Genomic DNA, 25,420 nt, shown 5'->3' with positions numbered 1-25,420 from the left:
CGAAAAGCTGCCGGCGCGAGAGCGCCGGGAGGGAGGGGAATCATGAGCATCGAAATACTATCCATACTCTTGCTGATCGGCATGTTTGTCGTCGCAACGATCCAGCCAATCAACATGGGCGCACTTGCCTTTGCCTGCACGTTCGTACTCGGAACGCTCATGATCGGGATGAAAGCTACCGATATCTTCGCAGGCTTTCCAAGCGATCTGTTCCTGACCCTGGTCGCCGTCACCTACCTTTTTGCGATTGCGCAAATCAACGGCACCATCGACTGGCTTGTCGAATGTGCCGTCCGTCTGGTGCGAGGACATGTCGCATGGATTCCCTGGGTGATGTTCATGGTCGCAGCGATCATCACCGGCTTTGGAGCACTGGGGCCGGCAGCCGTGGCCATCCTTGCGCCGGTGGCGCTGAGCTTTGCCGTGCAATACAGGATCCACCCTGTGATGATGGGCCTGATGGTCATCCATGGCGCACAGGCCGGCGGCTTTTCGCCGATCAGTGTCTATGGCGGAATTACCAACCAGATCGTCGCAAAAGCGGGCCTGCCCTTGGCTCCGACGTCGCTGTTCCTCTCCAGCTTCTTCTTCAATCTGGCGATTGCCGTACTGGTGTTCTTCGTTTTTGGCGGTGCGCGAGTGATGAAGCAGCAATCGGTATTGTCCGGCCCCTTGCCCGAACTGCACCCTGAAGGCGTATCGGCATCGATCCGGGGCCATGGGGGTACGCCCGCAAAGCCGCTCAGAGAGCATGCCTATGGCACGGCCGCCGACACAGCTGCAACATTCCGCCTCACCAGCGAACGGATATCCACCCTGATCGGCTTGACGGCTCTTGGCATCGGTGCCCTGGTCTTCAAGTTCAACGTGGGTTTGGTCGCCATGACTGTCGCTGTCGCTCTGGCACTGCTGTCACCAAAAACTCAAAAGGCGGCAATCGACAAGGTGAGCTGGTCGACCGTGCTGCTGATTGCCGGCATCATTACCTATGTCGGCGTCATGGAAAAGGCCGGGACGGTCGACTATGTCGCGCACGGCATTTCAAGTCTGGGCATGCCGCTCTTGGTTGCGCTGCTGCTATGCTTCACAGGCGCCATCGTCTCGGCCTTTGCATCCTCGACAGCGCTCCTTGGTGCCATCATTCCCTTGGCGGTGCCATTCCTGCTGCAAGGTCATATCAGCGCCGTCGGCGTAGTAGCGGCAATCGCGATCTCGACAACGATCGTTGATACCAGCCCGTTTTCCACCAATGGCGCACTCGTCGTTGCCAACGCCCCGGATGACAAACGCGAGAAGGTGCTGCGTCAACTGCTGATTTACAGCGCCCTGATCGCGATCATCGGGCCTCTGGTTGCTTGGTTGGTCTTCGTCGTGCCTGGACTCGTCTGACGCAGCGCGCCGCAGCCGAAAGGAACCGCCTGCCGACGATGAAACGACCGGCGCCCGTCAGATCCCATGGGCGCCGGTAAAGCGTGCCTGGTGCATGACTACGGCCCAGCCGGCCGCAATTCGGCTGTGCAGCCCACGCCAACCGCAGCTACACGGAATGCGGCTCGGTCAGATCGCCGGATCGTCGAGGCATGTAGCGGAATACATAAGTCGTTAACGCAAGCAGCGGCCGGCTACTATGACGAGGCGGTCTCAAATGCCCCCATGTGCGCTCAGATCAAGATACGATCGAGTGCGTCTTTCACTCTTGGCATGTCGGCCGGCTGCAGGGGCAGGATTGGCCGTGGAGGCGCGGGGCGGCAAAGGCCAAGGATGTCAGCTATCGCATACATTACGCGGAAGCTGCCGAACTCCTTGAAGAGCCTCCATAAGGGTTGAAAGGCCTGATCGAGGCGCTTGACCTCGCAGACATCTCCTGCTTGGGCTGCACGCGTGAGAGCAACGGCTTCGGACGGCAACAAGCCTCCGATTACGCTGTACCAGGCGTCGCAGCCCGCCAGCAGTGCATCAGCTGCGCCCCAATCGCCACTGTAGCCGATTGCGAAACCGTCCGGTGTGGAGCTTCGCAAACGCGCAAGTTCAGCCTTAACATCCCCATCGGCGGGAAGCGGCATTTTCGCGGCGACAATGTTCGGTGCGCTCGCCAGACGGACGATCAGATCGTCGGTGAAGGTGAAGCGCGTGGTGCTCGGGTTGTTGTATATGCACAAGGGCAGCTCACCCGCGTCCGCAACCGCCAAAATATGCTGAAACACTTCCTCTTCCGTCAGGGGAGTATAGGACATGGGTGCCAACAGAAGACCATGCGCTCCCGCCTTCCTGGCATCACGGGCATGCGCCTGAGCCTCGTCGGTTCTCAACGCGCCGACACCGACGATGACAGGTATCTTCCCGCCAACGCACGCCATTGCCGCCTCAACGGCACGCTGCCGCTCGTGTCTCGAAAGAAAAGCGTAACCGCCGGTGCTTCCCAGCAGTCCGATCGAGTCGACGCGAGCCGCAGAAATGCGTTCGAGGAGGCGTGCAAGCGCAGCCGTGTCGACACATCCGAAGGCATCCGTGGGCGTGATGGAAAAGGCCGAGAGGCCAGCGAAGAGCTTCATGATGTTTCTCCCATACCTTACGTGCGCGCCAGTAGCAGCCGGAGACCGGCAACGCCGAAAAACAGGGCCAGTACTCCTTCGATCCAGCGCCTCGCCAGGCGGTACAAGCGCACCATGGGTGCGGTCGAGAAGATGACCGCATAGCCGCAAAAGATGGTCACGCTCAACACCGCGCAACCGCCAAGGATCGCTGCAAGGGTGTGCCATGACGAATTCGGGCCGAGACCCAGCGTTACCAAGGCGATCCACGCAAGGATCGATTTCGGATTGCTCAGATGCATGAGTAAGCCGCGCCGGTAGAGCTCGGTTCCCGACACTGCGGCGCCATTCGCCCCCTTGTGCGACACAGTCTGATCGCCCGAGGCAAGCGCGGCTTTGCCTGCCTTGAAGGCAAGATAAAGAAGATAAAGACCGCCGAAGATTTTGAGTACAATCAGCGCTTCCGCATAGCGGGTCAGGACTGCTGACACACCTGTTGCAGCCATCGCACCCCAGAAGATCGAGCCGCTGACCACGCCGGCAGCAAGTATGAGGGCTGCACGCCGGCCGTTATGCATCGCCACCCCCATGATGCGCATATTGCTGGGGCCCGGGCTTCCGGCGGCTATTACATAGGCGGTGTAGACAATCAGGAGATGGTGGAGTTCGGAAGACAAGCTGAGGCCCAATCACTGTTGGTTGTTAGGGAAGGTCGATCGAAGCGTAACGTGCAAATCGGGCGCCTGTCTCTATCTTTGGGCGAACGATCGAATTTTTTATGACGTCGCCGAAAGCAGATAGCGGGCGGTGCAATCCCGGCCTATGCGGACCTCGCGGCAGATCGGCGGCTACATTTCCCTCAACAGGTTAAAGGCAATCAGCCACATCGTAAAAGTAATGAGCGCTTCCAGAATTCGCCACGATGCCGGCTTCGAGAAGATCGGCCGTAGCCAGGTCGCACCGTAGCCCAGCGAAAAGAAGAACAGAAACGAGCCGGTTGCGGCTCCCGCCGCGAACGACACCTCGTATCCAGGAAACCGGGTCGAGATGGTGCCAAGCAGCACGACCGTATCGAGGTAGACGTGCGGGTTGAGCCAGGTAAGAGCAAGACAAGTCGCAAGGGTCGCTCGAAAATTCGGTAGAGCCGCCTCCTGCACCGTGAGCGCTCCCGACGAGCGAAAGGCAGAATAAAGGCTTTTTGCGCCATACCAGATCAAGAACGCCGCTCCTCCATAGCGCATTGCCGGATCGAGCCAGGGCAGCAACGCGCTGATCTGCCGGAAACTGGTCACCCCCAAGATAATGAGCAAGGCGTCCGACAGCCCACATGCGAGGCAGACGGCGAATACATGCTCGTTGCGCAGGCCCTGGCGCAGCACGAACGCGTTCTGCGCACCAATCGCAACTATCAGGCTGAGCCCCATCATGAGGCCGGTCCCAAAAACTGGAAAATTCAATTGAAACGCTCCCGAAATATCGAGACTTTCCGCTATCGCATCCCGTCAATTTAGTATAATTAATGCTGCTAATCCTGATTAAGCAAAACTAATGATCGATTACTCCGCTCTCCGCGCCGTTTCGGCGGTCGTTCAAACAGGCAGCTTCGAAAAGGCCGCAGGCATTCTCAACGTGACGCCCTCGGCCGTCTCGCAGCGGGTGAAACAGCTTGAGGAACGTCTTGGCATCGTCTTGGTCGCGCGCGGCACTCCCTGCACTGCAACGGAGAAGGGAGAATGGCTCTGCCGGCACATGGAGAATGTCGGAATGCTCGAAGCCGACCTGTTCAAGCATCTGCCCGCCCTCGTGGATCCGGCAAAACCCGAGCCGAGGGTGACGCTGCACATTGCGACGAATGCCGACAGTCTTGGAACATGGTTCCTGACCGCCATGTCAAGTTTCGCCAGACGCTCTGCGTATCTCTTCAATATTGCGATCGATGACGAGGATCATACCGCCGAATGGCTACGGCGTGGGCAGGTAGTCGCTGCCGTCACCAGCCTGGAGAAGCCGGTTCAGGGCTGCCGACGAATGTTTCTCGGCGCGCTCCGCTATCATGCAACGGCGAGCCCCGATTTCGCCGCCCGGCATTTTTCAAAGGGCGTAACGGCAGGGGCCATCGGCAATGCGCCCGCGTTGACCTTCAATCAAAAGGACCGGCTCCAGAGCCGTTGGATACGTCAGGTGCTCGCAGAAGACCTCAGCCCTCCGACCCATTGGCTGCCTTCGACGCAGGCGTTCGTCGAGGCCAGCCTTTCCGGCATGGGATGGGGCATGAATCCGGCCCACCTCGTGCGCGAGCACTTGGAGTCCGGGCGTCTCGTAGAACTGATTGCAGAAACGCCACTGGACGTTCCTCTATACTGGCAAATGAACCGTCATGCAGCAGATCGGCTGGTCGACTTGACGCGAGAAGTCACGACCGTAGCCAAGCATCATCTGCTGGGCTGAAACGCGCGCTAGTTTAAAATCGGGAACTTCGCGTCCAGAGGGATCGGAAGCGGCGAAAATTGTCCTTTCTAAGCCCGAGCGACTTGCGATTGGCTTTGTGCCAGTATCCACGCCCTGAAAGCATCCATGGCAGGTGTCGGCTCCTTGCTCTGAAGCCTGGTGAGCCAGTAGCTGCCGGTAGAAATCAAATAGGGAAAAGGCTGAACAATTGTGCCAGCTGCCAGTTGACGATCGAACATAAGCGGTGGCGCCAGGGCGACGCCAGCGCCCTGAATTGCGGCCTCCATCATCGAGAGCGAAGAATCGAACACCATTCCTCTTAGTGGCGAGGGCGGATTTTGAACCCCGGCGGCTGCAAACCATTTCGGCCATTCATCACTGCGATAGGACATCAACAGTGTGTGCCGCATCACTTCGTCCGGCGATGATAGCTGGGCTGCGATATCCGGATTGCACAAAACCGATAGGCGAGCCACGAAAAGCTCGCTTGCGTCCAGACCATGCCATGCGCCGGATCCGAAGCGGATTGCAAAATCAAGTCCTTCTGCCGCAATGTCGACACGATTGTTATTGGTCGAGAGCCGAAGATCGACGAAAGATGCGTGGCTGGCAAAGTCGGTGAGGCGTGGCAGCAGCCAGCCGACTGCAAAGGTTCCAACCGCCCCAACCGTCAGGACCTCTCGGGCCTGGCCGCCTTCGAAGCGGTCAAGCGCGCTTCCGATACGGTCGAAGACATCCCGCACGACCGGAAGCAGTGACAAACCTTCCTCGGTAATGAGCAAGCCGCGCGGAAGCCGGCGGAAAAGTGATACTTTCAACATCTCTTCGAGACGCTTTACCTGATGACTGACAGCTGCCTGCGTGACGCAGAGTTCAATTGCTGCTCGGGTGAAACTGAGGTGTCTGGCCGACGCCTCGAAAGCGCGAAGCGCGTTGAGCGGCAATCGAGATCGATCCATCGAAAACCCAAAAAATCTAATGCACAGTCGAATATCATCGTTTGCTGCAACAAAGCTAGGTCCCTACAGTCGCGCTAGCGAACCTGATGAAATCATCGAGGTGGCGTGTCGGTCTGCACCTCGTGAGGCCGACGCCGGTAGAGATTTTCAGTTGCACGCGGAAACCTTAGGGTCAACGCGGTGCGAAGGATTCGTATCCTGCGCGTCTTTCAATGGCAGGCAAAATCGCCTGCTGAGATAGGAGAATAGGTGGGCTTTTTATCCCAGACCGGCGGCGACGTTGCCATTCGAAAATATGCGGTCTTGCTCTTGTCGCAGCCTCCACAGCTCGGAACTTGCATCGATTTCGACGTCACCACATAAGATCACGTTTCCCGCCGATACCGGTCGAGATAGCCTGCGGTTGGCGGCGAGATAAAAAGGCACCGGGCTTTCGGCCGACATCGCCTGCGCCGGCACCATCCTGCCGGAAACGTTGGTAATCGAATGATGGTGGCCGCTTGCCGCAAGCAGCGTCCCCGCGGGCAGGTCGGCATCGGCATGCGCAACGAGGTCAATGACCGGCTTCGGCTCCTCGGCCCCGCTCGACACGCCCTTGAGACCAACCTCCAGGATGCTGCTTGCCGCCTCGATGCCCAGGAGGTGGCGTGGCAGGTAGAGCATTGCGGTGCGCCCCGACCTGCTGACCACGTGCCCCTTTTCAGCAAGCATGGCCCATGTCTGTGCATCGTTGCATTCGACGGTAACGAAGACGCCACCGGCGAAGCTGACTTCGCCAGGGCGCCGAAGGCAATGAAACACGTCAAGACTTGTCTTGCGAGTGAGCAGGCCACCCTCCTCCACCGGAGAGAAGAAGTCTGCCACTTCGCCGATCCGAGCGATGGGGGCGTGCAGGTCCAGCCGATCCACTGTGAAGCCGGTCGCATTGGCAACAAGAGTCAGTTCGCAAAGGTCGGGCACCGTCCTCTGGGGCAGCGCTGCGGCTGCTTGCGCCCTGCCCGCGGCAACATCTGCGGCAGCCAGGTCACCCAGCTCGAGCCAAGCGGCAAACTCCGGCACGCAGACCGACGTGCCGTTGCAGGTCAGCACGTTTTCGGCCGGATCATAGACGAAGTCGTATTCGCTGGATTTGCCGGCAGCGATGATGTTCAGACCGAGAACCTGGGCCCAGCTGATGAGCCCCATGAGAAGGCTTGGCTGGTCGCCATCGACAGGGGTTACCAGCACATTATTGCGGCGTGCCCGCGCAGCGAGACCAGGGCCTACCACGCTGTCGACCTCCTTTGAAACGAGCGCCACATGCTTGCTGGCATCGATGGCAAGGCGCGCATGCCGCGCGCCGGCTTCTGGATGGCCAGTCGCCTCGACAACCACGCTAAACGGCAGACCAAGCACTGTCTCAAGGTTGTCCGTCGCGATGAACAGATGCTCGGCCCAGGCAGCCGCGGCCTCCTCTTTTGTCCGGCAAAGGGCGATTTCATCGGCAGGTACCCCGATCGAATGGAGTGCAGCCACTGCAGTCTTCGAGGAAAGATCGACCGCGACACGCGTGCTGACGAGCGGCGTTCTGCGGCTCTGGGCAAGGAAGCTGCGCCCGAAGGCGCCGGTGCCGACGATGCAGCATTCAACGGGGGCGGCGCCTTTGGCAAAGTAGCTATGGTAGTTCATGATCACTCCAACCTCGTAAGAAATAGCGGCGGCCGGCCCTAGTGGGCCGAGCCTGCCGCACCCCGTCGCCGCAACCGGGAGAGCAGTTTGACGGCCTGGGGAATGACGACGAGCGCCAGCGCCAGCGTGGTGATGGTCCCGACAAGCGGATTAGAGAAGAAGACGCCAAGGGAGCCGTCCGAGATGATCATCGATTGATGGAAGGCATTTTCAGCCTTATGGCCAAGCACCATGGCAAGCACCAGCGGGGCAATGGGGAATTCAAGCTTGTTGAAGACGAAGCCTAGGACGCCGAAGACGAGCACCAGCCAAAGGTCGAACGTCTCGCTGGAGACGGTATAAGCGCCCACGAAGCAGATCGCGACGATGACTGGCCCGATGATCGAAAACGGAATGCGCAGGAGCGCTGCAAACATCGGTACCGTGGCAAGGACTAAAATTACGCCGACGATGTTCGACACATACATGCTGGCGATCAAGCCCCAGACGAAATCGGGCTTCGTTGTGAAGAGCATCGGTCCGGGCGTGAGGCCCCAGATCATCAGTCCTCCCATCATTACGGCAGCAGTCGCCGAACTCGGCAAGCCGAGCGCCAGCATTGGCAGCATCGCGCAAGTTCCCGCCGAATGATCGGCCGTTTCTGGCGCAACGATCCCTTCGGCACGCCCGCTGCCAAAGGCCTGGCCCGGCTTGGAGCACTGCCGTGCGATGCCATAGCTCATGAATGACGCCGCAGTTGGCCCCCCCGGAGTAATCCCCATCCAGATCCCGACCGCGCAGGAGCGGATGACTGTGGTGAGGTATCTGGGCAGTTCAGCGATGGTGCGGAGCACGTCGCGCAGATCGATCCTTGACGAGAGGCCGCGAAATTTGTGGCCGTCCTGGACCGTCGCGAGGATTTCGCCAATCCCGAAAAGTCCGATGACGACCACAAGGAAGCTGATGCCGCCAATGAGCACGTCGAGCCCGAATGTCAGACGAAGCGATCCGGTGACGGTATCCATGCCAACTGTCGAGAAGAGAAGACCAAGTCCCAACGAAACCACCGTTTTCAACGGAGCAGCGCTGCCCATCCCGACGAAAGCGCAGAAGGCAAGGAAATAGACGGCGAAATATTCCGGTGCGCCGAATCGCAAGGCGAAGCCAGCTGCCCACGAAGACAGCAGCGTAATGACAACAACCCCGGCAAGCGCACCGATGCCCGCCGACATGAAGGCAAGTGTCAGCGCGCGCGTGGGCTGGCCTGCGCGGGCCATCGGATAGCCATCAAACGTCGTGGCGACCGAACTCGGCTCACCGGGAATGTTGAAGAGGATGGAGGTCGTCGCCCCCCCGAAGAGGGCACCCCAGTACATCGACGCGAGCAGGATGATGGCCGACACCGGATCCATCGAGAACGTCAGCGGAATGAGCAACGACACGCCATTCGGCGCACCAAGGCCCGGCAGTACGCCGACGATCAAGCCAAGCATCACGCCCACCACCATGAGCATGATGTGGTAGGGCGTCAAAGCGATCTGGAATCCGTCCAGCAGCAGCCCAAAATTTCCCATCCAAGCCTCCCTGTCGTTCAGTAAACGCCGAACATGTTTTCGAGCGGGCCTTTGTGCAGCGGGATCTGGAAGACGATCTCGAAAATTAGATAAAGTGCCACCGCAAATCCCAGGCCAAGAAACACGGCTGCAAAGGGATGATATCTGCCCTGTCTCCACGCGACGTAGAAGAGATAGAGCGCGCTGCCGACGTAAAGCCCAAGCTGGATGGCAACGACCACGAAGATCGCCATCGGCAAGAAAAACGAGGCCAGACGTCTGACCTGTTCGGCCTCCAGGAAGATCTCTTGGCGCTTTTGTCCGTGTCGTCGGAGCGCAAGAAGCGTCTGCGCGGCGGAGGCGACGCTCGCCAGGAGCACGATCAGCCCGACATAAAAGGGAAAATAACCAGGTTGCGGACCAGAGCTTTCCCAACCCACTCCAAGATCGAGCGAGCCCGTCGCAGCAAGAAGTCCGATCCCTGCGGTCAGTGTTGCGGCAACCAGCTCCATGTGGATGCGTCTAATGTGCATTTGCTATCCTCCCTATGAGAAAGAACCGGTCCGGCGGCGCCCGCCGGACCGATCCTCTCACTGGACGAGCCAGCCTTCGGTCTTGAAGACCTTGACGGCATTCGTCTCGCTGGTCGCGATGAAGTCGCCGAGCGCCTTGCCGGTCAGGAAATCACCGGTCTGCGACGTCTTGCGCACATACTCTTTCCATTCGGAGGTTTCGCTCACCTTGCGAAGGACCTCGGTGTAGTAGGCGAGTGCATCCTCCGGAACATCGGCTGCAGTCCAGACAGTGCGCGGCATCTTGTAGGATTTAATCGGAATCCCAGCCTCGATGCAGGTCGGAATATCCTGCCAGCCCTTGCCGTCATGGATCGGCTCGCTTCTTGCCATTTGCGTGGACGAGAAGACACAGAGAGGTTTCACGGCACCGGCCTGCCACTGGCCGACATTCTCGTTCGGGTTGTTGACGTTTGCAGCCACGTGACCACCGGCCAGTTGCACGCCGACTTCGCCGCCGCCGTTGAACGGCACGTATTTGAAACTCGCGCCGGTCTGCTGTTCAATCAGGGCGACAAGCGTCTCGTCCGTATCCTTGGACTGGCTGCCGGCAAAGGCAATCGTTCCAGGCTTTGCCTTGGCCGCCTCAACAAGGTCCGTAGGCTTCCCATATGGGGAATCGGACTTTACCCAGATCAGGAATTCGTCAAACGCAAGAGCTGCAACGGGCGTCAGATCCTCGGTCGAGTAGGCCATCTTCGCTACATGGGGCAGCAGATAGGCGTTGTTCGTTCCGAAATAGAGCTTGTTTGCGTCGCCCTTGTTCTGCCTTGCATAGAGAAACGCTTCCGCGCCGCTGCCGCCACCCTTGTTCAGGACGACCATCGACTGATCCATCAACTTGTACTTCGTAATGATGGACTGGATGGTGCGAGCGAAATTGTCAGTGCCGCCGCCGGCACCCGAGGCGACGACGAACTCGACCGGGCGGTTCGGCTCGAATGCGAATGCCTGAGTAGCCGTGCTTAGCGCGGCCAGGATAGTGCATGCAATGGAAAAAGGCTTCTTCATCATTACTCCTCCTTTGTACTCATCCGGCACGAACCCTCCTCCGTGCCGGGCGATGCTGCAGATTTCTGAAGTCAGGCCGCAGCAGACAGTGCTGCAGCCCTCCTGGCCATGCGCGCCGCCAGAAGCAGCGCCTCGCGGCTGGCGCCTACATCGGCGATGCCCTTTCCAGCAATGTCATAGGCCGTGCCATGGGCCGGCGTGCACAGCGGGAACGGCAGGCCCCCTATCATTGTCACCCCTTTGTCGAAACCGATCAGTTTCATCGCGATCTGACCCTGATCGTGATACATGGTCAGGACGGCGTGGAACTCTTCCTTGAGTGCGCGCAGAAAGACGGTATCGGCAGGGAACGGGCCCGCGACGTCGAGGCCAGCCTTTTGCGCGGCTGCCACGGCCGGCTCGATGATCTCAATCTCTTCCATCCCGAAGTTGCCGCCGTCACCAGCATGCGGGTTGAGGCCCGCGACGATGATTCTCGGATTTTCGTGACCGGCGCTTTTCAGGCATGCCTGCGTCAGCGCCAGCTCGGCGACAATCCCCTCCACCGACAGAGCTGACGCAACCTCGGCGAGAGGTATGTGCGAAGTCACGCGTGCGTTCCAGACGCGCTCGAGAACATTGAATTCACGCGCCTTGCCAGTGAAACCGATGACGTCGGCAACGAAACGGATTTCGTCGTCGTAGCCCGAATAAGCGTAACGCATCGCCTTCTTGTTGAAGGGGGTAAAGCAGACGGCGTGCGCCCGGCCGCTGTCAGCAAGCTTTAATGCAGTGCGGAAGTTCGATGTGGCGAAAATGCCGCCTGCAAGTGTCGCCTCGCCGCGTACCACGTCGGCGGGATTGAGATGAGCAAGGTCGATGAAGACGTGGCGATCCTTACCCGCCTGCTCGAAACTGTCGAGCGGCGCGCTGGCAAGGCTCAAATCGAGCCCCGCTTGCTTGGCTCCGTCCTCGAGAATACGGCGGTCGCCGATCACGACAAGGTGCGCCGCCTCGCGAATTTCCGGAAGCGCAATGATGCGCGCGGTGAGTTCGGGGCTGATGCCGGCCGGATCACCCATCGCAAGGGCGATTACTGGACGCGTTTCGGTGGCGCCGTCTTTGATCATGAACCTCTCCACATGTTTCTCCTCGAAGAAGCAGATACACCGGTTCGGCATTCAATATCAAGAGCTCTGCATGCTGTATGCAGAATATTTCGTTGACTTGATCACTGCGGAGTCATTAGGTGGCTTCAGCACCCTCATATGGAGAATCAAGGTGGCTCGGATGAACTCAGTCAAGGTGGATGCGGGTGATGTCAGCAGCGTTGCGCCGCTGCAACGGACAGCCTTGCACGACACGCTTGTGAACCACCTGCGCGACATGATCATCGAGGGTAATCTCGCACCGGGAAGCCGCATCCATGAAGGCCAGCTCGGTGAGCAGCTTGGCGTTTCAAGAACGCCGTTGCGTGAGGCGATAAAGTATCTGGCGAGCGAAGGCCTTGTCGAACTCGTCCCCAGTCGCGGAGCAGTCGTGAAGCGATTCAGCCCCAAGGATGTCGAAGACATGCTGACAGTGTTGCAATCAATGGAGGAGCTAGCCGGGCGGCTCGCATGCGAGGTCGGCTCCGCCGAGGAGATCGCACATGTTCGCGCCCTTCATGATGAAATGCTGGACAAATACAGGTCGGGCGACCGGCTGAACTACTACAAGCTCAACCAGGCAATCCATACGTCAATCGTCCAGATGGCGCATAATGCAACGCTCTCGAACATGCATACGACGTTGCAAACGAGGCTGAAGCGCATCCGTTTCGTCGGCCACGAAGGCCCTGAGAAATGGGCTGCCGCAGTTGCCGAGCACGAAGAGATGATCCTCGCCCTGGAACAGCGCAACAAGCCGGCATTGTCAGAGGCGCTTGGGCGGCATCTGAAAAATGCGTGGGAGCGCGTCAAGGACGGTGTGTGAGGCCGTTATGCCGGCGCTCAAAGTCTGCTGCTGTGGCGCCCACGCGGCAGTCAGCTGACCTTTTGGGCGGCCCGATGCGCTGGAAGTGTGACGACGAAGCAGGCGCCGCCATCCGAGGGGGAAACATAGCGGACTGCACCGCCATGGCGCTCGGCGATCTGGCGCACCAGCGCCAACCCCAGGCCCCAGCCGCCCGTGGCCTCGCTTCGCCCCGGGGGGCGGTAAAATGGTTCGAAAACACGGGCGCTCTCGCCGTCGGGTATGCCCGGGCCCTGGTCGCGGATCCTCAGTTCCACCGTACCGTCTAACAGCTCAACACTGGCCGTTACAGGAGAAACGCCGTGGCGCAACGCGTTCTGCATAAGATTACGCACGAGTCTGCCGAGCAGGCGCGCATCACCTATGACAGTCGCGGGCGTGCCAAAGACCTCGATGCCGTGGCGCGCGCCTTCTTCCGAGACCAGAGCCAAGAGGTCGATCACCTCAAGCGCATCTAGCCTTTCGATATGGTCGAGCCTGCTCGCCAGCAGGATCTCCTCGACGAGCGTGTCCAGTTCGGCGAGGTTGCGCACGATCTCATCCTTGCGGTTCTCGTCCGGCGCCTGCTCATAGAGATCGAGCGCCATGCGAAGCCGGGCAAGCGGCGAGCGCAATTCGTGACTGGCATTGGCAAGCAGAGCGCGGTTTGACTTGATTAGCCGCTCGACATGATCAGCCGCCTTGTTGAAGCTCTTCGCGACCGCCGCGACCTCATCGCTGCCGTCTGCGGGTACACGCGCCACGAAGTCGCCCCTCCCCCAGGCATCCACGCCCCTGCGCAACCGCTCCAATCGGCTGGTCAGGTGGCGTACCACCGGGTAGGCGGCGAGCCCAATGACGCCAGCGATCAACACCAGATAGGCTAGCGGATTGCGTCCGGGCGGTCGCAAAGGCCGCGCCATGCGCGCCGCCACCGTGCGACCGTCGGGCAATTCGGTCATCATTGTGTGAAAGCTGCCTCTGCCGTGGCGCCAGCGCCCCTCGAGAACGTCGCGCGGAAATGCCTGGCCGGCATTCGCGATCAGCCTGCCGCGCGGATCGTAAAGTGCTATGTCGGCGTCGAATGCGCGTGAGAACTTCTCCAACATCGCCTCGGTCGACTGCAGGTCCATCTCGGGCGGAATAAGTGCGGCGACGAACCGCGCGCGTTGGCTCTGCCAGCTGGACTCCTCCTCTCCCTGTCCCAGCCACACGAAGGCCGCACTGGCAAGCGCGACCGCTGCAAGGCTCGCGAGCAGCGTCAGATAGATTTTTAGGAACAGCCGGCTGCGCATCGCTATCTCTCTTCGTCCTGGAAACGGGCGAAGACATAGCCGGCGCCGCGCACGGTTATGATGCGTCTTGGATGCTTGGGATCGATTTCGATCGCCGCCCTGATGCGCGATATATGGACGTCGATCGAGCGGTCGAACGCCTCCAACTCCTCTCCCTTGACCGTGTCCATCAACCGTTCGCGCGACAGCGTGCGCCCGGCATTTTCGGCCAACGCCACAAGCAGGTCGAACTGGTAGCTGGTCAGGACACATTCGTCGCCGTCGATCCTGACCGAGCGGGATCCCGGATCGATCTCCAGCCGTCCGAAGCGCAGGACGCGTGAAACCGCTGCGCTCCCGTTTCGGCGGCGCAGGATCGCCTTCAGACGCGCCAGCAATTCGCGCGGATTGAAAGGCTTGGGCAGGTAGTCGTCGGCTCCAAGCTCCAGCCCGACGATACGATCTGTCTCTTCACCCTTGGCCGTGAGCATCAAGATCGGCACGTCCGAAACCGCGCGCATGCGCCGGCACGTCTCGAAGCCGTCAAGGTCCGGCAGCATGACATCGAGGATCACGACGTCCGGCATCCGGCGGCCAAGGTCGGTGAGGCCCGCCGCGGCCGTCGCCGCGGCGTGGACGGTGTAACCGTTGCCGGAGAGATAGTCGGCGAGCATGGCGGAGAGGCGCGTATCGTCGTCAACAATCAAGACCCGTTCCGCCATTATCTGCCCTCCGTTCAATCGCTCGGCCCACTTAGCCTTACCACCGGCCGTGGCCCCTGCGCTCTTTCAAATGCTCGACGAGCTTAACGCGTTGTTCCGGCGTCAAAACTGCAGCGGCGTCGAGCAGAGCAGTCGTCATCTTGCGCGAGGCCTCGTCGATGGCCGCAATACGCTCGCTGCGCAGCTTCTCGGCCGCGGCCCGGTCTATAGTCGGAGCCCCAAGGAGTTCGATAACCTGCGCACGCGTCTCGCGGAAGTCCCGGAAAACCGGCCCGATCTCATCGCGAGCCTTGTCGATGATCTCCCAAAGCTTGTCTTCCTGCTCGGATGTCGCATCGAGTTCGTCAAGCACGGAGCCTAGTCGGTGTTCCATAAAGCCGCCGCCTCCCATATGTGCTTGCATCATGTGGCCGCCCATGCCGAAGCCGAAAACATCGCTCCGCGCGGCTGCAAAACCGGCCGCGCCCACGACAGCGACGGCTACCAGGCCGCCAATCGCGGCGCGCCGCCCCCATCCTTTCGAGGCTGGCTCGCTGAAAGTCAGGTCCGCCAGGTTCTTGTCCTCATTTTCCATCGTTAGTCTCCCTTCACTCCGCAGCACCTGCTGCAGTGAAGGAACGCTAACAGGGCAGTGTTTCGAGTTTTCTCGATAAATGTAAAGCAATGTAAAGCCGGGGCCGCTCGGTCTCGAAAAGGCTGGGATGCATCAATGCTTCTCAGTCGGCCGTCATGGCGCCCAGTAAAAATTTCTGGGCCCAAACAGACAGTTACAGCGTCAAAACGTTAAAGTATGCCGAAGTGTATTTTCGAGAAAGAAACATTAGACTACAGTCATACTCGCTGGGGTCAACAGCAGGTAAAAGTAGTATTTTTGGGAGGAAATAGAATGTCACACAAAGTGGCCTTGAAGAAACGCGTTCTGACTTCAAACGATCTAGACATGCTGGACGGTTTGCTCAAGGAATGGTGCGACAGTCGCCACTACGACATTTTGAACTTGGAGGCCCAAGAGGCGGCAAGGGAGTTGGTGATGTGGTTTGAGTTTGGCGTCGATAAACCCCATCAACTTCGGGAATTGCTTGCAACGCGTTAATCGATAATGCCCGTCTGGTAAGCGCCAGATGGGCACATCAATCCGGGGTTTCGCCACGGCATAAAAGCCTGAGCTGCCTGCGGCGTATTTTTTAGTTTCCAGCCCGCAGATGCTGCCTTTAGTCGGCAGGTCCCGTCAGCCTTCAGCCCTTGATCTGACTCAACAGGCGTCTTCCATGCTGCTTTCCAGGCGAAGCGGGAGAGTTTGCCACGGCGATCTGTTCAATCAAGGAAGCGTTTGGCTTCATGGATGATCCTGCAAGATCGGCGGCCGAGATCGTCGTCTTCGGAACCTACACGTCTTCTGCGGCATTAGGAGCATTTGCCGTGATTGTTTCAAGGGAGGCCAAGACGTCAGGAAAGAAGAAGAGCGTTCGCACCAGCGCCGCTCCCGTTCGGCAACATCGCCCTCGCCCGAAGCGAGGGGCCCGCTTCCGCGTGTTCCAAAAAGCCAATCGCCAAGCCACACAGATCGCCTGGCTCGTCGTTGTCACCTTCGTTGCCGCCATCGCACTGCATGCTTTGTTGACCTGATCAACATTGGTCGCACTCTCTGATGAGTCCATGTGAGCGCATTTGCGAAGTCGGACCAGGTGGCAAGTCCTTCTGATATTGCTCGTTGGTACACGCAAATCCCGCTTGGATGCCGCGGCAAAGGAATAGCGCCTCGCGCAAATGCTTGGCAGACCGTTCTCGGATAGATGATGGAGATCCGAAGATTTAGTCGGATCAGCTCATGCGACAAGCGCGGACGAATTCCCCATTCCGGCAGTTCGGGGCTTCTTGTACAAGAAGGTCAGACTCCTCCAACTGGCGAATTTATGGCAGTATTAGCGACGCCTTAAATGAAAGGGAGGAAACACTCGTGTCTCTGATAACGAAACTGCCAGCGGGCCAAACTGTCCTTGAGTTCGAGGGGCACAAGTTCTGGGTTGATATTACGGAGAAACCGAAATTCGAAATGAGGGTTGGCATGGTCCCAGAAGGTGACGATCCAGAACTGGTAGTGAAACTTATGGCCGCTCTCGAAGAAGGAAGTAAATGGAAGAAGAATAAAGACGGTTCTTGGAAGTGTGTCGATGAAAGAGGGTCGGCAACTGATGGCATGCACAGAACGAAGCACTGAAAGAGGAGACCATCCGGCTTGGCGAGATGGGCGTTCGAAAATTGCGCCCCGGCCAGAAAATCTGCAGCATCAGGGTGATGATGTCGGCGAATTTTCGCCATTGCCTAATGCATCAGAACCACTGCATGGCGTCGTTCCTTCGATTGATGATGCGCATTCTTTTGGCGAAACGTCGCGAGGCATTCGAATGTCGCCTATTCATAGCTCCCGGGCGGTAGGCTTAACCGACCGCCGATGATCGCGATCAGCTAACCCGGAAAGGTCACCGGACAAATTGAAGAGCTGCTGCGCAATCAGGCGAACGAATGACGCCCCCTGGTTGCGCCGTTTTCTTGGCGATCCGCCATGACGCGTGATATCCATGAATGTTGAAATTCCGAACTTTGTTCTAATTTGATCGAGATGACGAGAACGAGATTCCATGCGAGGCGACCAGCAAAAGGAGATGGCTTCCTGGTTGCAGTCACTGGAGCCTGTCCAACCAAGGCACATGATCGGGCTTTGGAAAGGCGTTGGCATCCCCTCGGGTCATCCCCTGGATGGCGTCCTCGAAAATTTGCACTGGTTCGGAAAGCGTTTTTATGCCGATATGCGGGCGGATGCTTTGCTCTTCCAACGGCGGTCTGGAAGGCTTGTGGCGATCGATCCCAGCTATATCCCCATCGGGCTCGCCATCAAGGCGGCACCATTGGGACGAACGGCTCTTGCAAGGATCCTGTTTCTGCATCTTCAGGAGTCGTTGCGTGCAAAAGATACAACGGCTTCGATAACGCTCCGAACACTCGAACAGGTCGAGAGCGCGGCAATGATCTACGACAAGCAGCCCATCGTGGACCACTTCCGGCTTGCAGGCCATGGCGACCTGGTAGGGATGATGTGCGTGCGCGAGGACCCACGTCGGTATTTCTTCAGGCTTCGAAGAGTGAAGGAAATAGGCACGTAGGGAATGGCTTGGGCTGCGCCGCCCGGAACATTTTTCGGGCTCCGATCGTTGGCAGGACGAGCAGCAAATCGGAGGATCATATGAGCAATCTTTATAACGATAGCGCCCCCCCGGTCTCGGGCGAGCTAGCAAAAAGCGTCCTGACAGCGTTCTTTGACTCTCAAAGCGAAGCGGAGGATGCCGTCGAGCGCCTGAAAGAAGCAGGCGTCACCGACGTCCGGCTGATGCCGGGCTACGAAGCCGATGCCGAAAAGGCCACAGTCGAAGGCTACGATCGCGGACGGTTCTGGTATCGACTTGAAGGCTGGCTTCTTCCGGACGAGGACCGTGCCGTTTATGCCGAAGGACTTCGCCGCGGTGGCTTCCTGGTGTCCGCTTCGGTGGACGAGGCCACATACGAGACGGCCCACGACATACTCGACGATGAAGGAGCAATCGACATGGACGAGCGCGCCGACCTTTGGCGCAGCGAGGGCTGGGACGTCATGCAGCCGAATCGGAACGAGCTGGGAGATGCCGACCGCGACCAGGCGGCCTTCGGCTCTCGCGACGATGTGTTCGAACCCGACGCCGCCGCAAGGTCTCGCACGAGCGCAGGTCGGTACATGAGAGGCGGCGGATCGACGCCTTCGCGCGTACGCGCCTATAAGCTCGATGAGGAAGTTCCCGTGGACGAACATCTGGACAGCGACATCCTGCCGACCGGTCATCAGCAAACGGTTGCCGAGGGGCAGGATCCTGCCGAGCGCGAACTTCGTCAGAGCCAGGACCTGGGCGGGCTGCGTCAGGAGCAGACCTTCCCGCGCAGCCGATAAATTCGGGCTCTTGACGCTGTCGGCGCAGATCGATGCTACACAGGGAGCCGGACGTTTGTGCCGTCTCCCCCACATTTTTTGAGCTGGCCGCTTGACGCTCACTGCGGGAATATCGGCATGGGCGGCAACGGCTAAAGGCGTCGCGACTCCTTGCCGATTTTGGCAGCTGCATCCGCTCGTCGATGACGCCGACGACATCGACGGAAATCTCATTCGTCCGAGGAGAATGCAAATGAAGAGCAAGGAACTTGCCGAAAGTGATCCATGGCGCGAGCGCAACTTTGTGCTCGTCCTCGAGGATGGCGAAGAGGCCTTCGAAGCAATAACGCGCTTTGCCGAAGAGCAAAAGATCGGCGGCGCGTCGCTAACCGCTATCGGAGCCTTCAGTAGCGCCACGCTTGGCTTCTTCGAGTTCGCGACGAAGAATTATAAGGAAATCCCGGTTGAGGAACAGACCGAGGTCCTAAGTGCCATTGGCGACATTGCTACCGGCGACGACGGCAAGGCCAGCCTGCATATGCATGTCGTCCTCGGCCTGCCAGACGGAGCCACCCGAGGCGGCCATCTTATCAAGGGCGCGGTTCATCCTACACTGGAGATCATCATACGCGAAGGCGCAGCCGGCTTCCGCCGCAGAAAGCGCGAAGACCTCGGAATCGCCCTTATAGACCTGTAGACGATGGTCTGGAACAGGTGGTCATCGACGAGTAGATCGGCGCTCGCTCGGTCGATGTTCGGCGATCATGCATCTCTTGTGCTGAAAGGCGGCACCTGGCGGCACGCAGGGCTCTGGCTTACCAGGATCGAATTGCGCCCACAACGGCTGGCTGCTGCCAAGCCAGTCTGACATCAATAAAGACTGTTCCGATCAATTGCATGGCCTTGTAGAGCAACGGCGTGGAAACGACGACGGTGGCCCGGAGGTATCTGGACAACGCCTGCCGCAACTCACCCGAAAGCTTTCGCTCAAACGTCTCGATGCCCTCGCCATCATGATCATCGTTGCCTGAAAGCATTACTTGCCTGTCCTTCCACAAAAGGGGTTCGTCGCTAAATCCCTGGAGACCAGCCAGCTGCCCTGAATAAACCCAATCGGACCAAAGTCTTGAGTGCTTCGGGCCAATGGTCTGAGGGAGGGAACTGCTGCTGGGTGCGGTCGTTTGCTCCCCTGTGAGGCTGCCAAGACAGCCATGGAAATGGAGAAGAAAATGTTTAGCAAAATCTTCATCTCTACCACCGCGATCGCCCTCATGTCGGGTGCTGCCCTTGCAGGGTCTTCGACGGTTAACGGCGCGGTTGGCGGTGCAGCCACAGGCGCAATCGTCGGCGGTCCGGCCGGCGCCGCAGTCGGTGGCGCAGCAGGTGCGGTCGTCGGGACGCTGCTCGATCCGCCGCCGAAGGTTGTGACCTATGTGCGTGAAGCGCCTCCTCCGGCAGACACCGTCGTCATCAAGGAGAAGGTCGTCGTCGGGCAACCTCTGCCTGAGGCCGTCGCAATCACGCCGGTGCCCGATGATCCTAAATACGCCTATACGGTGGTCAACGACCAGCGTGTGATTGTGGAGCCCTCCTCGCGGAAGGTCATACAGATCGTTAACTGACGACAAGGTTGGACCCGCATGCGCATCCAACCTGCAGACTCGAAACCAACTAGACACCACAAGGACGCCGTGCTGCGCTGCCCTGAGGCGCAGCGCGGCCTCGGCTGGGAGTTAAAGCTATGAACCGCAAAATCCTACCTGCCCTGCTCGCCTCGCTCGCGCTTGGCGCTTCGCCAATTGGTCTGCTTTCAACATCCGCGCAGGATGCCACCCCGATATTGCCCAAGAAAGGCGCGGCGCAAGGCGAGCAGCCGCAATCCGGAACATCGCAGCAGCCGTCAGACACAGAATCGCCAAGCACTGGCTCGGGTCAAGAAGCTCCGTCCGGAGGATCGGGCAACGCCACAACCGAGCAACCCGATAGCGGAGGAACGGGAACGTCCGGCTCGGCTTCACAAAGCACTGATAAGCCTGCCACTCAACAGCAAGACACAACGAAACCTGCCGGGGAATCCACTTCTCAGCAGGCGCCTGCAACCGAAAGCGAAAGCGGAAAGAGCTCGACTCAGAGCTCCGGCGAAACAACTTCGCCTGATGGAAAAGCCCCATCCGACAAGCCGTCCGACGCCACCGGATCGGGCGAGACTGGCACGACGGGGGCAAGCCCGTCGACGGAAACGTCCGGCCAATCCACTTCCACGGCCACTGAGACCGATGTCAATATCTCTGTCGAACAGAAAACCGAAATCCAGCAGGTCGTGAAGGAAGTCAATGTCGAGCCGGTTCGCGAGGTCGACTTCACTGTTGAGGTTGGCACAGCCATACCAAAGACGATCCGACTTGAGCCGCTGCCGCCGCGGATCGTCAAGATCGTCCCGCAATACGAAGGCTACCGCTTCTTCATACTGGCAGATGGCAGGATCGTCATCGTCGAACCATCGACGTTCAAGATCGTCTACATCATCGCCTGAACGGCACCGACGTCCCCCGGCGGCAAAGCCCGCCGGGGGACGAGAGAAGACCTTGTTGACGCTCGTTCGCTGTTACGGGAAAAGGCGATCGATTTAGCCCGCTCTACTTGTGCAAGAACCATCCCATCCAGCGAAGTAGATACGGCAACGCGCCGAAAAACATCGTGATTACGATCAAGGCTGTAAAGATCACCATGCGCGGGATGAACGGCACCGGTTCCAGAACGGGGAACAGGAACCATATGTAGAAGGATGCGATGGGAAAGATGCCCATCCAGATCACGATCGCCATGCGCCAGCGCGGCGGCTGGTTGTTAACCGTCAGTCCCGTCGTCGAGAACCAAAGATCGGCCGTGTTGAATGTCCGGTATTCTGGAGTGTGTGCGCAGACCTCGTTGATGCGTTCGTGCCATTCATGGGCAGCCCGGGACTGCCGCCAGGTATCAAGATCAGCCTGCGACGCGAAGGTCTGAACGACATGGAACTCCTCGCCCTCGACACGTGGAGGGATGAGCGTGGAGAACAGATAACCCTTGGCGCGCGAGCAGGCCTCGAGCATGCCCCTTGCGAGTTCCTCATAGTCTTTCTCCCGGCCGGGATCGGCCCGACGGTGCATGATGCGTGTCACCTGTTCCATGTCACGCACACTCCGTACCGACTGACACCTTAATGCCAAGGATGAAGGTATCGAGATGGGGAAAACATTCTGCGAATTTCGGATTGCCGCAATGCTTCATGGTGACCTCGGTGAGGAGCTTGAGACCGGCGCAGAATTCAAAGACTTCGGCTTCGGGAACCTCGTTGCGCCTTTCCTTCTTTGTGATCTTCGTCAGGTCGTCGTGGGTGTTGAATTTGCATTCGTACACTGTTTCTCCGACGGGATTTTCTCGCTGGCCGGAAAGATGCTTGAGCGTCAGATGGTATGTGTGCGGCAAGGCCGAGTCTCCGTTCGCGAAATAGGTTGATAAAGTCACCTACTTACGAACGATTGACATTGTCAACCTTTTCCGACATTCCCTGCTTATGAGCGAAGAAATCACCAACCTGCTGAGCGAAATTTCCAGGCAATTCCGGATGCAACTGCGCGCGGCGGCCATCGACGGCGAAGAGCCGACGCCGTTTCAGAGCGAGGTCGTGGCCATTGTCGGCCGCAACAGCGGTATCGGAACGCTCGCGTTGGCGCAGCTTTCCGGGCGCGACAAGGCCCAAATAACGAGGATTGTCGCCGAGCTGGAAACGCTGGGACTTGTCAGACGCGAACGCTCAACGCGGGATCGCCGGTTGTCATTGCTGACGTTGACCAATGCCGGAGATGACCTGTTTCGACAGATAAGCGCGAGACGGACTGCACTCTCCGCCACCATGCTGGGCCCGCTCACTCTTGGAGAGCGCGAGCAACTGCTAGTGATGTTGCTGAAGATGCGGTCTGCTCTCAAAAGCAGTGCCGAGAGCGATGACGAGACGACGGGCGTCGTCGGGTCGAGCCACTCTCGAAGCGCGCGCCCCTTGTGAAAACCACGTTCCCGTCATCGGCTGCCCTAACACACTTCGCCTTAGTGCAGCACAGCCGTCGGCAGGCGAACGATGCTCGTAATCGTCTCGAGCAGTTCAGCGAACTGGTCGAGGACCATTCCAAAATTCTTGTCATCCATCCGCGCTATCTCCGGGATCGTGTCGTAGGTGCGTGCGACGAGGTCGCCGAGGCCCGTGCTGTTGGAAAGCGGGCTGTTGGAAAAGTTGCTGCTTCGCACCGCATGCAATTCGTCCACAATCCGGCGAACCAGACGCTCGCGATCTTTGATTGACAGGCTCAACAGTTCTTTCCGCGCATCGCGAATTTCGGTGATGATATCGTGGGACATGAGCCTCCCCGACGTAACAGTGGCGGCAGCGCGCCTTGCCTGTAAACGCACTGTAGCAGCTCCTTGGCGACAGGACGTCGGACCTTGGTCTGATCGCTCCCTTCACTTGAGACCTAAGTCCCCGATACCCACGTCATTTACCCGCAGACGCACTTCAAGTCGCAGTCGCGTAGCATCTGTAGGCGTTTTCATTGCGACGTCATGCCCGTCCTATGGAGGTCTCACCGATCTTCTGGCGCACGCTAAAGAATGGTCTCAAGGAACGCGGATAATGGCGTGCAAGCGCATCACGGTACGCGGTTCCATCGTCGGCACACGGCAGGACCTGGAGGAGGCATTGGCCTTTGCAGGCGACGGCAAGGTTTCGGCCCATTTCGCTTGGGACAAGCTCGAAAACATCAACGCCATTTTCCATCGCACGGAACAGGGCAAGATCAACGGCCGTATCGTCATCGATCTGACGGCCTGATCACCTGATAGACCACCGGCGGGGTCCTACACTGAAGCGGCAGGCCTAGAGGTGCGCCGTTCATCCGCAATTAAAGGACGACGAGGCGCGCCATCGCACCGCGCAGCGTCCGCCGCCGGTATCGCATTCGACCAGGACCCCAAGCGGCTTGCGTTCGGCGAAATGCGCTGAAAGGCCTTCTGGCAATTGATGCCTATGGCCCGGGCGGCGACCTGAGCTGCGGCAGGCGTTGGGGACTTTGTGCGTCTTGAATGCACACGCAAAGGCAGGTCGTGTGCATCCATGTAGGATTGCACCCGGCTGATGTTTACCGTCATTCGGTCTTCATCGGCGATCGGCCGCGGCGTCGAAAGATCAGAAATCCCGTCGTCCACCTCGGCGACAGCGGCAAACCGGTTTTCCCGCATCTATGCGGATCCACGTTCATTTCCATGAGGGTGGGCCACCATCGGCCAGATGTTTCTCGGTGCCCGGCGATAGGGCGTCTTGGCCGGATTGTTAGGATATGGCGTCCCCGCGGAACAATAGAGGATTTCGGTGGCAATCTTCGAAAACGACGCGAAGAAGTGGTTCGTAGATTTGATGACCAGGATCTTCTTCTTGGTCGGATCAATGCCCATGACTGTAAAAAGGCTGGCATCAAAGCTCTGGGCACGCGTTGAGTTCAAGATGATGTCGAGGCCGTTGAGAACCACATGAGCAGCATCGCCGAAGGGTGCGAGGCTCTCGCCGAACTGCATTTCGGCATCTCTCACGAGCTTGACGACCGTCACTGTTCCATCGATCGGATTTCCGGTGCCGGGCGCCGATTTCGCACCGAATCGAAGCGGAATCTCAGCGCCCTCCCCTGCCGCAAAACAGATCTGCACAGCCATCGGGTCCCAGATCGTGCCGATCGCCGTATCCGTTGCCCCATGGCTCAGCAATTCTTCGAGAATGACGGTTGCATCACCTGCGGTACCGCCGCCCGGATTGTCCCAGATATCGGCGATGACAACCGGCCAGGCGGTGGCAGCCAGAGCGCGCGCGACCGCTTCCTTCTCGTTTATCTGAGGTGCCATGAAAGTTCCGCGCTTGCCAAACAGTTCAAGGCCCAGGTCGCGGGCAAGCGCTGCTCCCTTTTCCGGCTTGTCATCCGTCACCACCAGCATCTTCGTTCCCATTTCGGGAACGTCACCGACCATGAAGCCGTGGACAACGGAAATCGACAGGACATCAGGGTCGTCCCTTTCGATCTCGATGATCTTGTCGACGAAGGAGCGCATCGGTTGGCGCGACGTGGGGAAGACGTCGATCATTCGGCAATCGAAGACGGAAACGACAGGTTTTACCCTGCCTTCAAGCGTATCGACGGCGATGCGCCACAGATCTTCGGCGCGCTCGACGAAATCCGTGTGCGGGAATTCCTTGAAGTAGACGGCAAAGTCGAGGGCCGCCACGCGCTTTGCGGTCAGATGGCTGTGCGGGTCGAGCTCGGCGCAGACGAGAATATCAGGTCCCACGATCTCGCGGATGCGCGCAAGAATGTCGCCTTCGGTATCTTCGTATCCGGCCGCCACCATGGCTCCGTGCAGCCCGAGGACGACCGCGTCAACCGGCATCGCGGCACGCAGCTGAGCAAGTATCTCGTCGCGCAAATCTTCATAGGTGGAACGGTTGACGAGCCCGGCCGGATCCGCCCAGGTTGCCGTCCCTTCAATCAGGTCCCAGCCCTTTGCCGCGGCCACACGCCTGCCGACGGTGATCGGGGCAGTGCAAAGCGTCGGCGTTTCTGGGTGCTGTCCCGGTGGTGCGTAAAGCGAAGCCTCGAAAGCCCGCCGGTCGACACAAATTGGTGAGAAGGTGTTGGTCTCGGTCGCCAGAGCTGCTGTGAAAATGCGCAAGAGATTGGCCTTTACGTTTTCGACACCGCC

At 59.1% G+C, this 25,420-nt stretch carries 29 protein-coding genes and 2 pseudogenes; 13 read left to right on the top strand and 18 right to left on the bottom strand.

Annotation, left to right across the window (positions count from 1 at the left end; genetic code table 11):
* The first annotated feature begins 42 nt into the window (after window positions 1-42).
* Entirely contained in the window at window positions 43-1,389 is a 1,347-nt protein-coding gene (locus tag AM571_RS27580; protein ID WP_074064193.1) for an SLC13 family permease, read from the top strand.
* 272 nt (window positions 1,390-1,661) lie between these two features.
* Here AM571_RS27580 and AM571_RS27575 read toward each other — a convergent pair whose 3' ends face one another.
* From AM571_RS27575 to AM571_RS27565, 3 genes are all read right to left on the bottom strand, one after another.
* The gene (locus tag AM571_RS27575) at window positions 1,662-2,552 is read right to left on the bottom strand and encodes a dihydrodipicolinate synthase family protein (protein ID WP_074064192.1); all 891 of its coding nucleotides are present in this window, start codon (window positions 2,550-2,552) and stop codon (window positions 1,662-1,664) included.
* Between the two features lie 17 nt (window positions 2,553-2,569).
* Window positions 2,570-3,208, bottom strand: coding sequence for a LysE family translocator (locus AM571_RS27570; protein ID WP_074065608.1), 639 nt, complete (start codon window positions 3,206-3,208; stop codon window positions 2,570-2,572).
* A 171-nt stretch (window positions 3,209-3,379) separates the two neighbouring features.
* Window positions 3,380-3,988 carry a LysE/ArgO family amino acid transporter gene (locus AM571_RS27565; RefSeq protein ID WP_074064191.1) on the bottom strand — a complete coding sequence of 203 codons (609 nt, stop codon included), beginning with the start codon at window positions 3,986-3,988 and terminating at the stop codon, window positions 3,380-3,382.
* 91 nt (window positions 3,989-4,079) lie between these two features.
* On the opposite strand from AM571_RS27565, the gene AM571_RS27560 reads away from it, so the two are divergent.
* Window positions 4,080-4,979: a LysR family transcriptional regulator ArgP gene (locus AM571_RS27560; RefSeq protein WP_074064190.1), complete on the top strand. Its 900-nt coding sequence runs from the start codon at window positions 4,080-4,082 to the stop codon at window positions 4,977-4,979.
* Window positions 4,980-5,047: 68 nt separating this feature from the next.
* Here AM571_RS27560 and AM571_RS27555 read toward each other — a convergent pair whose 3' ends face one another.
* The 6 genes from AM571_RS27555 to AM571_RS27530 form a co-directional block, all read right to left on the bottom strand.
* Entirely contained in the window at window positions 5,048-5,938 is an 891-nt protein-coding gene (locus AM571_RS27555; RefSeq protein WP_074064189.1) for a LysR family transcriptional regulator, read from the bottom strand.
* Window positions 5,939-6,196: 258 nt separating this feature from the next.
* Window positions 6,197-7,606: an NAD(P)H-dependent oxidoreductase gene (locus tag AM571_RS27550; protein WP_074064188.1), complete on the bottom strand. Its 1,410-nt coding sequence runs from the start codon at window positions 7,604-7,606 to the stop codon at window positions 6,197-6,199.
* A 38-nt stretch (window positions 7,607-7,644) separates the two neighbouring features.
* Entirely contained in the window at window positions 7,645-9,159 is a 1,515-nt protein-coding gene (locus AM571_RS27545; RefSeq protein WP_074064187.1) for a tripartite tricarboxylate transporter permease, read from the bottom strand.
* A gap of 17 nt (window positions 9,160-9,176) precedes the next feature.
* Complete coding sequence (locus AM571_RS27540) at window positions 9,177-9,671, bottom strand: tripartite tricarboxylate transporter TctB family protein (protein ID WP_074064186.1); 495 nt, start codon at window positions 9,669-9,671, stop codon at window positions 9,177-9,179.
* A 57-nt stretch (window positions 9,672-9,728) separates the two neighbouring features.
* Window positions 9,729-10,721 (bottom strand): Bug family tripartite tricarboxylate transporter substrate binding protein, encoded by a 993-nt coding sequence (locus tag AM571_RS27535; protein ID WP_237358646.1) that lies wholly within the window; start codon window positions 10,719-10,721, stop codon window positions 9,729-9,731.
* Window positions 10,722-10,792: 71 nt separating this feature from the next.
* Window positions 10,793-11,830, bottom strand: coding sequence for a 4-hydroxythreonine-4-phosphate dehydrogenase PdxA (locus tag AM571_RS27530; RefSeq protein WP_074064185.1), 1,038 nt, complete (start codon window positions 11,828-11,830; stop codon window positions 10,793-10,795).
* Window positions 11,831-11,990: 160 nt separating this feature from the next.
* On the opposite strand from AM571_RS27530, the gene AM571_RS27525 reads away from it, so the two are divergent.
* Window positions 11,991-12,674 carry a GntR family transcriptional regulator gene (locus AM571_RS27525; protein ID WP_074065606.1) on the top strand — a complete coding sequence of 228 codons (684 nt, stop codon included), beginning with the start codon at window positions 11,991-11,993 and terminating at the stop codon, window positions 12,672-12,674.
* Window positions 12,675-12,724: 50 nt separating this feature from the next.
* Here AM571_RS27525 and AM571_RS27520 read toward each other — a convergent pair whose 3' ends face one another.
* From AM571_RS27520 to AM571_RS27510, 3 genes are read right to left on the bottom strand one after another with little or no spacing between them, the layout of a single operon-like run.
* Complete coding sequence (locus AM571_RS27520; protein WP_074064184.1) at window positions 12,725-13,987, bottom strand: sensor histidine kinase; 1,263 nt, start codon at window positions 13,985-13,987, stop codon at window positions 12,725-12,727.
* Window positions 13,988-13,989: 2 nt separating this feature from the next.
* A complete protein-coding gene (locus tag AM571_RS27515; RefSeq protein WP_074064183.1) occupies window positions 13,990-14,688 on the bottom strand; it encodes a response regulator in 699 nt (232 codons plus the stop codon).
* Window positions 14,689-14,725: 37 nt separating this feature from the next.
* Window positions 14,726-15,262, bottom strand: coding sequence for a Spy/CpxP family protein refolding chaperone (locus AM571_RS27510; RefSeq protein ID WP_074064182.1), 537 nt, complete (start codon window positions 15,260-15,262; stop codon window positions 14,726-14,728).
* A gap of 312 nt (window positions 15,263-15,574) precedes the next feature.
* Here AM571_RS27510 and AM571_RS27505 point away from each other — a divergent pair, with 312 nt between their 5' ends.
* The 6 genes from AM571_RS27505 to AM571_RS27480 all read left to right on the top strand — a co-directional run bounded on the left by AM571_RS27505 (window position 15,575) and on the right by AM571_RS27480 (window position 19,340).
* On the top strand, window positions 15,575-15,781 hold the full coding sequence (locus AM571_RS27505) for a hypothetical protein (protein WP_074064181.1): 207 nt from the start codon (window positions 15,575-15,577) through the stop codon (window positions 15,779-15,781).
* A gap of 245 nt (window positions 15,782-16,026) precedes the next feature.
* The gene (locus AM571_RS27500) at window positions 16,027-16,314 is read left to right on the top strand and encodes a hypothetical protein (RefSeq protein WP_074064180.1); all 288 of its coding nucleotides are present in this window, start codon (window positions 16,027-16,029) and stop codon (window positions 16,312-16,314) included.
* 331 nt (window positions 16,315-16,645) lie between these two features.
* Window positions 16,646-16,906 (top strand): hypothetical protein, encoded by a 261-nt coding sequence (locus AM571_RS27495; protein WP_074064179.1) that lies wholly within the window; start codon window positions 16,646-16,648, stop codon window positions 16,904-16,906.
* A gap of 445 nt (window positions 16,907-17,351) precedes the next feature.
* A complete protein-coding gene (locus tag AM571_RS27490) occupies window positions 17,352-17,849 on the top strand; it encodes a GXWXG domain-containing protein (RefSeq protein ID WP_335727743.1) in 498 nt (165 codons plus the stop codon).
* Between the two features lie 80 nt (window positions 17,850-17,929).
* On the top strand, window positions 17,930-18,664 hold the full coding sequence (locus AM571_RS27485) for a hypothetical protein (RefSeq protein ID WP_074064177.1): 735 nt from the start codon (window positions 17,930-17,932) through the stop codon (window positions 18,662-18,664).
* 232 nt (window positions 18,665-18,896) lie between these two features.
* Window positions 18,897-19,340, top strand: coding sequence for a PPC domain-containing DNA-binding protein (locus AM571_RS27480; protein WP_074064176.1), 444 nt, complete (start codon window positions 18,897-18,899; stop codon window positions 19,338-19,340).
* A gap of 118 nt (window positions 19,341-19,458) precedes the next feature.
* Here the strand turns inward: AM571_RS27480 and AM571_RS27475 are convergent, their stop codons facing one another.
* Window positions 19,459-19,680 carry a hypothetical protein gene (locus AM571_RS27475; RefSeq protein ID WP_074064175.1) on the bottom strand — a complete coding sequence of 74 codons (222 nt, stop codon included), beginning with the start codon at window positions 19,678-19,680 and terminating at the stop codon, window positions 19,459-19,461.
* Between the two features lie 192 nt (window positions 19,681-19,872).
* On the opposite strand from AM571_RS27475, the gene AM571_RS27470 reads away from it, so the two are divergent.
* Entirely contained in the window at window positions 19,873-20,265 is a 393-nt protein-coding gene (locus tag AM571_RS27470; RefSeq protein WP_074064174.1) for a DUF1236 domain-containing protein, read from the top strand.
* 119 nt (window positions 20,266-20,384) lie between these two features.
* Entirely contained in the window at window positions 20,385-21,176 is a 792-nt protein-coding gene (locus AM571_RS27465) for a DUF1236 domain-containing protein (protein WP_074064173.1), read from the top strand.
* 103 nt (window positions 21,177-21,279) lie between these two features.
* On the opposite strand, the gene AM571_RS27460 is transcribed toward AM571_RS27465, so the two are convergent.
* Together AM571_RS27460 and AM571_RS27455 are read right to left on the bottom strand one after the other, a co-directional pair.
* A complete protein-coding gene (locus AM571_RS27460; protein ID WP_074064172.1) occupies window positions 21,280-21,813 on the bottom strand; it encodes an antibiotic biosynthesis monooxygenase in 534 nt (177 codons plus the stop codon).
* Between the two features lies 1 nt (window position 21,814).
* The gene (locus AM571_RS27455; protein WP_196776383.1) at window positions 21,815-22,111 is read right to left on the bottom strand and encodes a DUF3861 family protein; all 297 of its coding nucleotides are present in this window, start codon (window positions 22,109-22,111) and stop codon (window positions 21,815-21,817) included.
* 88 nt (window positions 22,112-22,199) lie between these two features.
* Between AM571_RS27455 and AM571_RS27450 the strand changes: the two genes are divergently transcribed.
* Window positions 22,200-22,688 carry a MarR family winged helix-turn-helix transcriptional regulator gene (locus AM571_RS27450; protein ID WP_074064170.1) on the top strand — a complete coding sequence of 163 codons (489 nt, stop codon included), beginning with the start codon at window positions 22,200-22,202 and terminating at the stop codon, window positions 22,686-22,688.
* A gap of 41 nt (window positions 22,689-22,729) precedes the next feature.
* Here AM571_RS27450 and AM571_RS27445 read toward each other — a convergent pair whose 3' ends face one another.
* Window positions 22,730-23,038: a hypothetical protein gene (locus AM571_RS27445; protein WP_074064169.1), complete on the bottom strand. Its 309-nt coding sequence runs from the start codon at window positions 23,036-23,038 to the stop codon at window positions 22,730-22,732.
* Between the two features lie 280 nt (window positions 23,039-23,318).
* Here AM571_RS27445 and AM571_RS27440 point away from each other — a divergent pair.
* A pseudogene (locus AM571_RS27440) lies at window positions 23,319-23,507 on the top strand (zinc-dependent alcohol dehydrogenase); the annotation flags it as partial.
* A 93-nt stretch (window positions 23,508-23,600) separates the two neighbouring features.
* On the opposite strand, the pseudogene AM571_RS37815 reads toward AM571_RS27440, so the two are convergent.
* Window positions 23,601-23,914, bottom strand: a pseudogene (locus AM571_RS37815) (D-TA family PLP-dependent enzyme); the annotation flags it as partial.
* A complete protein-coding gene (locus tag AM571_RS27430; protein WP_074064167.1) occupies window positions 23,915-25,390 on the bottom strand; it encodes a M81 family metallopeptidase in 1,476 nt (491 codons plus the stop codon). It abuts the pseudogene before it with no gap.
* Window positions 25,391-25,420: the final 30 nt, after the last annotated feature.

The sequence above is a fragment of the Rhizobium etli 8C-3 genome (assembly GCF_001908375.1).
GTDB classification, from domain to species: Bacteria; Pseudomonadota; Alphaproteobacteria; order Rhizobiales; family Rhizobiaceae; genus Rhizobium; species Rhizobium etli_B.
The sequence above is the reverse complement of the archived record's forward strand: the minus strand, read 5'-3'. Positions and strand labels throughout refer to the sequence as shown.

Coding starts and splice junctions, on each gene's coding strand:
- AM571_RS27560 (WP_074064190.1), top strand. CDS start 4,080: ATGATCGATTACTCCGCTCTCCGCGCCGTTTCGGCGGTCGTTCAAACA.
- AM571_RS27475 (WP_074064175.1), bottom strand. CDS start 19,680: ATGCTTTCAGGCAACGATGATCATGATGGCGAGGGCATCGAGACGTTT.
- AM571_RS27485 (WP_074064177.1), top strand. CDS start 17,930: ATGAGCAATCTTTATAACGATAGCGCCCCCCCGGTCTCGGGCGAGCTA.
- AM571_RS27525 (WP_074065606.1), top strand. CDS start 11,991: ATGAACTCAGTCAAGGTGGATGCGGGTGATGTCAGCAGCGTTGCGCCG.
- AM571_RS27490 (WP_335727743.1), top strand. CDS start 17,352: ATGGCTTCCTGGTTGCAGTCACTGGAGCCTGTCCAACCAAGGCACATG.
- AM571_RS27555 (WP_074064189.1), bottom strand. CDS start 5,938: ATGGATCGATCTCGATTGCCGCTCAACGCGCTTCGCGCTTTCGAGGCG.
- AM571_RS27530 (WP_074064185.1), bottom strand. CDS start 11,830: ATGATCAAAGACGGCGCCACCGAAACGCGTCCAGTAATCGCCCTTGCG.
- AM571_RS27460 (WP_074064172.1), bottom strand. CDS start 21,813: ATGGAACAGGTGACACGCATCATGCACCGTCGGGCCGATCCCGGCCGG.
- AM571_RS27480 (WP_074064176.1), top strand. CDS start 18,897: ATGAAGAGCAAGGAACTTGCCGAAAGTGATCCATGGCGCGAGCGCAAC.
- AM571_RS27535 (WP_237358646.1), bottom strand. CDS start 10,721: ATGAAGAAGCCTTTTTCCATTGCATGCACTATCCTGGCCGCGCTAAGC.
- AM571_RS27520 (WP_074064184.1), bottom strand. CDS start 13,987: ATGCGCAGCCGGCTGTTCCTAAAAATCTATCTGACGCTGCTCGCGAGC.
- AM571_RS27450 (WP_074064170.1), top strand. CDS start 22,200: ATGAGCGAAGAAATCACCAACCTGCTGAGCGAAATTTCCAGGCAATTC.
- AM571_RS27465 (WP_074064173.1), top strand. CDS start 20,385: ATGAACCGCAAAATCCTACCTGCCCTGCTCGCCTCGCTCGCGCTTGGC.
- AM571_RS27545 (WP_074064187.1), bottom strand. CDS start 9,159: ATGGGAAATTTTGGGCTGCTGCTGGACGGATTCCAGATCGCTTTGACG.
- AM571_RS27575 (WP_074064192.1), bottom strand. CDS start 2,552: ATGAAGCTCTTCGCTGGCCTCTCGGCCTTTTCCATCACGCCCACGGAT.
- AM571_RS27510 (WP_074064182.1), bottom strand. CDS start 15,262: ATGGAAAATGAGGACAAGAACCTGGCGGACCTGACTTTCAGCGAGCCA.
- AM571_RS27540 (WP_074064186.1), bottom strand. CDS start 9,671: ATGCACATTAGACGCATCCACATGGAGCTGGTTGCCGCAACACTGACC.
- AM571_RS27470 (WP_074064174.1), top strand. CDS start 19,873: ATGTTTAGCAAAATCTTCATCTCTACCACCGCGATCGCCCTCATGTCG.
- AM571_RS27550 (WP_074064188.1), bottom strand. CDS start 7,606: ATGAACTACCATAGCTACTTTGCCAAAGGCGCCGCCCCCGTTGAATGC.
- AM571_RS27445 (WP_074064169.1), bottom strand. CDS start 23,038: ATGTCCCACGATATCATCACCGAAATTCGCGATGCGCGGAAAGAACTG.
- AM571_RS27505 (WP_074064181.1), top strand. CDS start 15,575: ATGTCACACAAAGTGGCCTTGAAGAAACGCGTTCTGACTTCAAACGAT.
- AM571_RS27500 (WP_074064180.1), top strand. CDS start 16,027: ATGGATGATCCTGCAAGATCGGCGGCCGAGATCGTCGTCTTCGGAACC.
- AM571_RS27580 (WP_074064193.1), top strand. CDS start 43: ATGAGCATCGAAATACTATCCATACTCTTGCTGATCGGCATGTTTGTC.
- AM571_RS27515 (WP_074064183.1), bottom strand. CDS start 14,688: ATGGCGGAACGGGTCTTGATTGTTGACGACGATACGCGCCTCTCCGCC.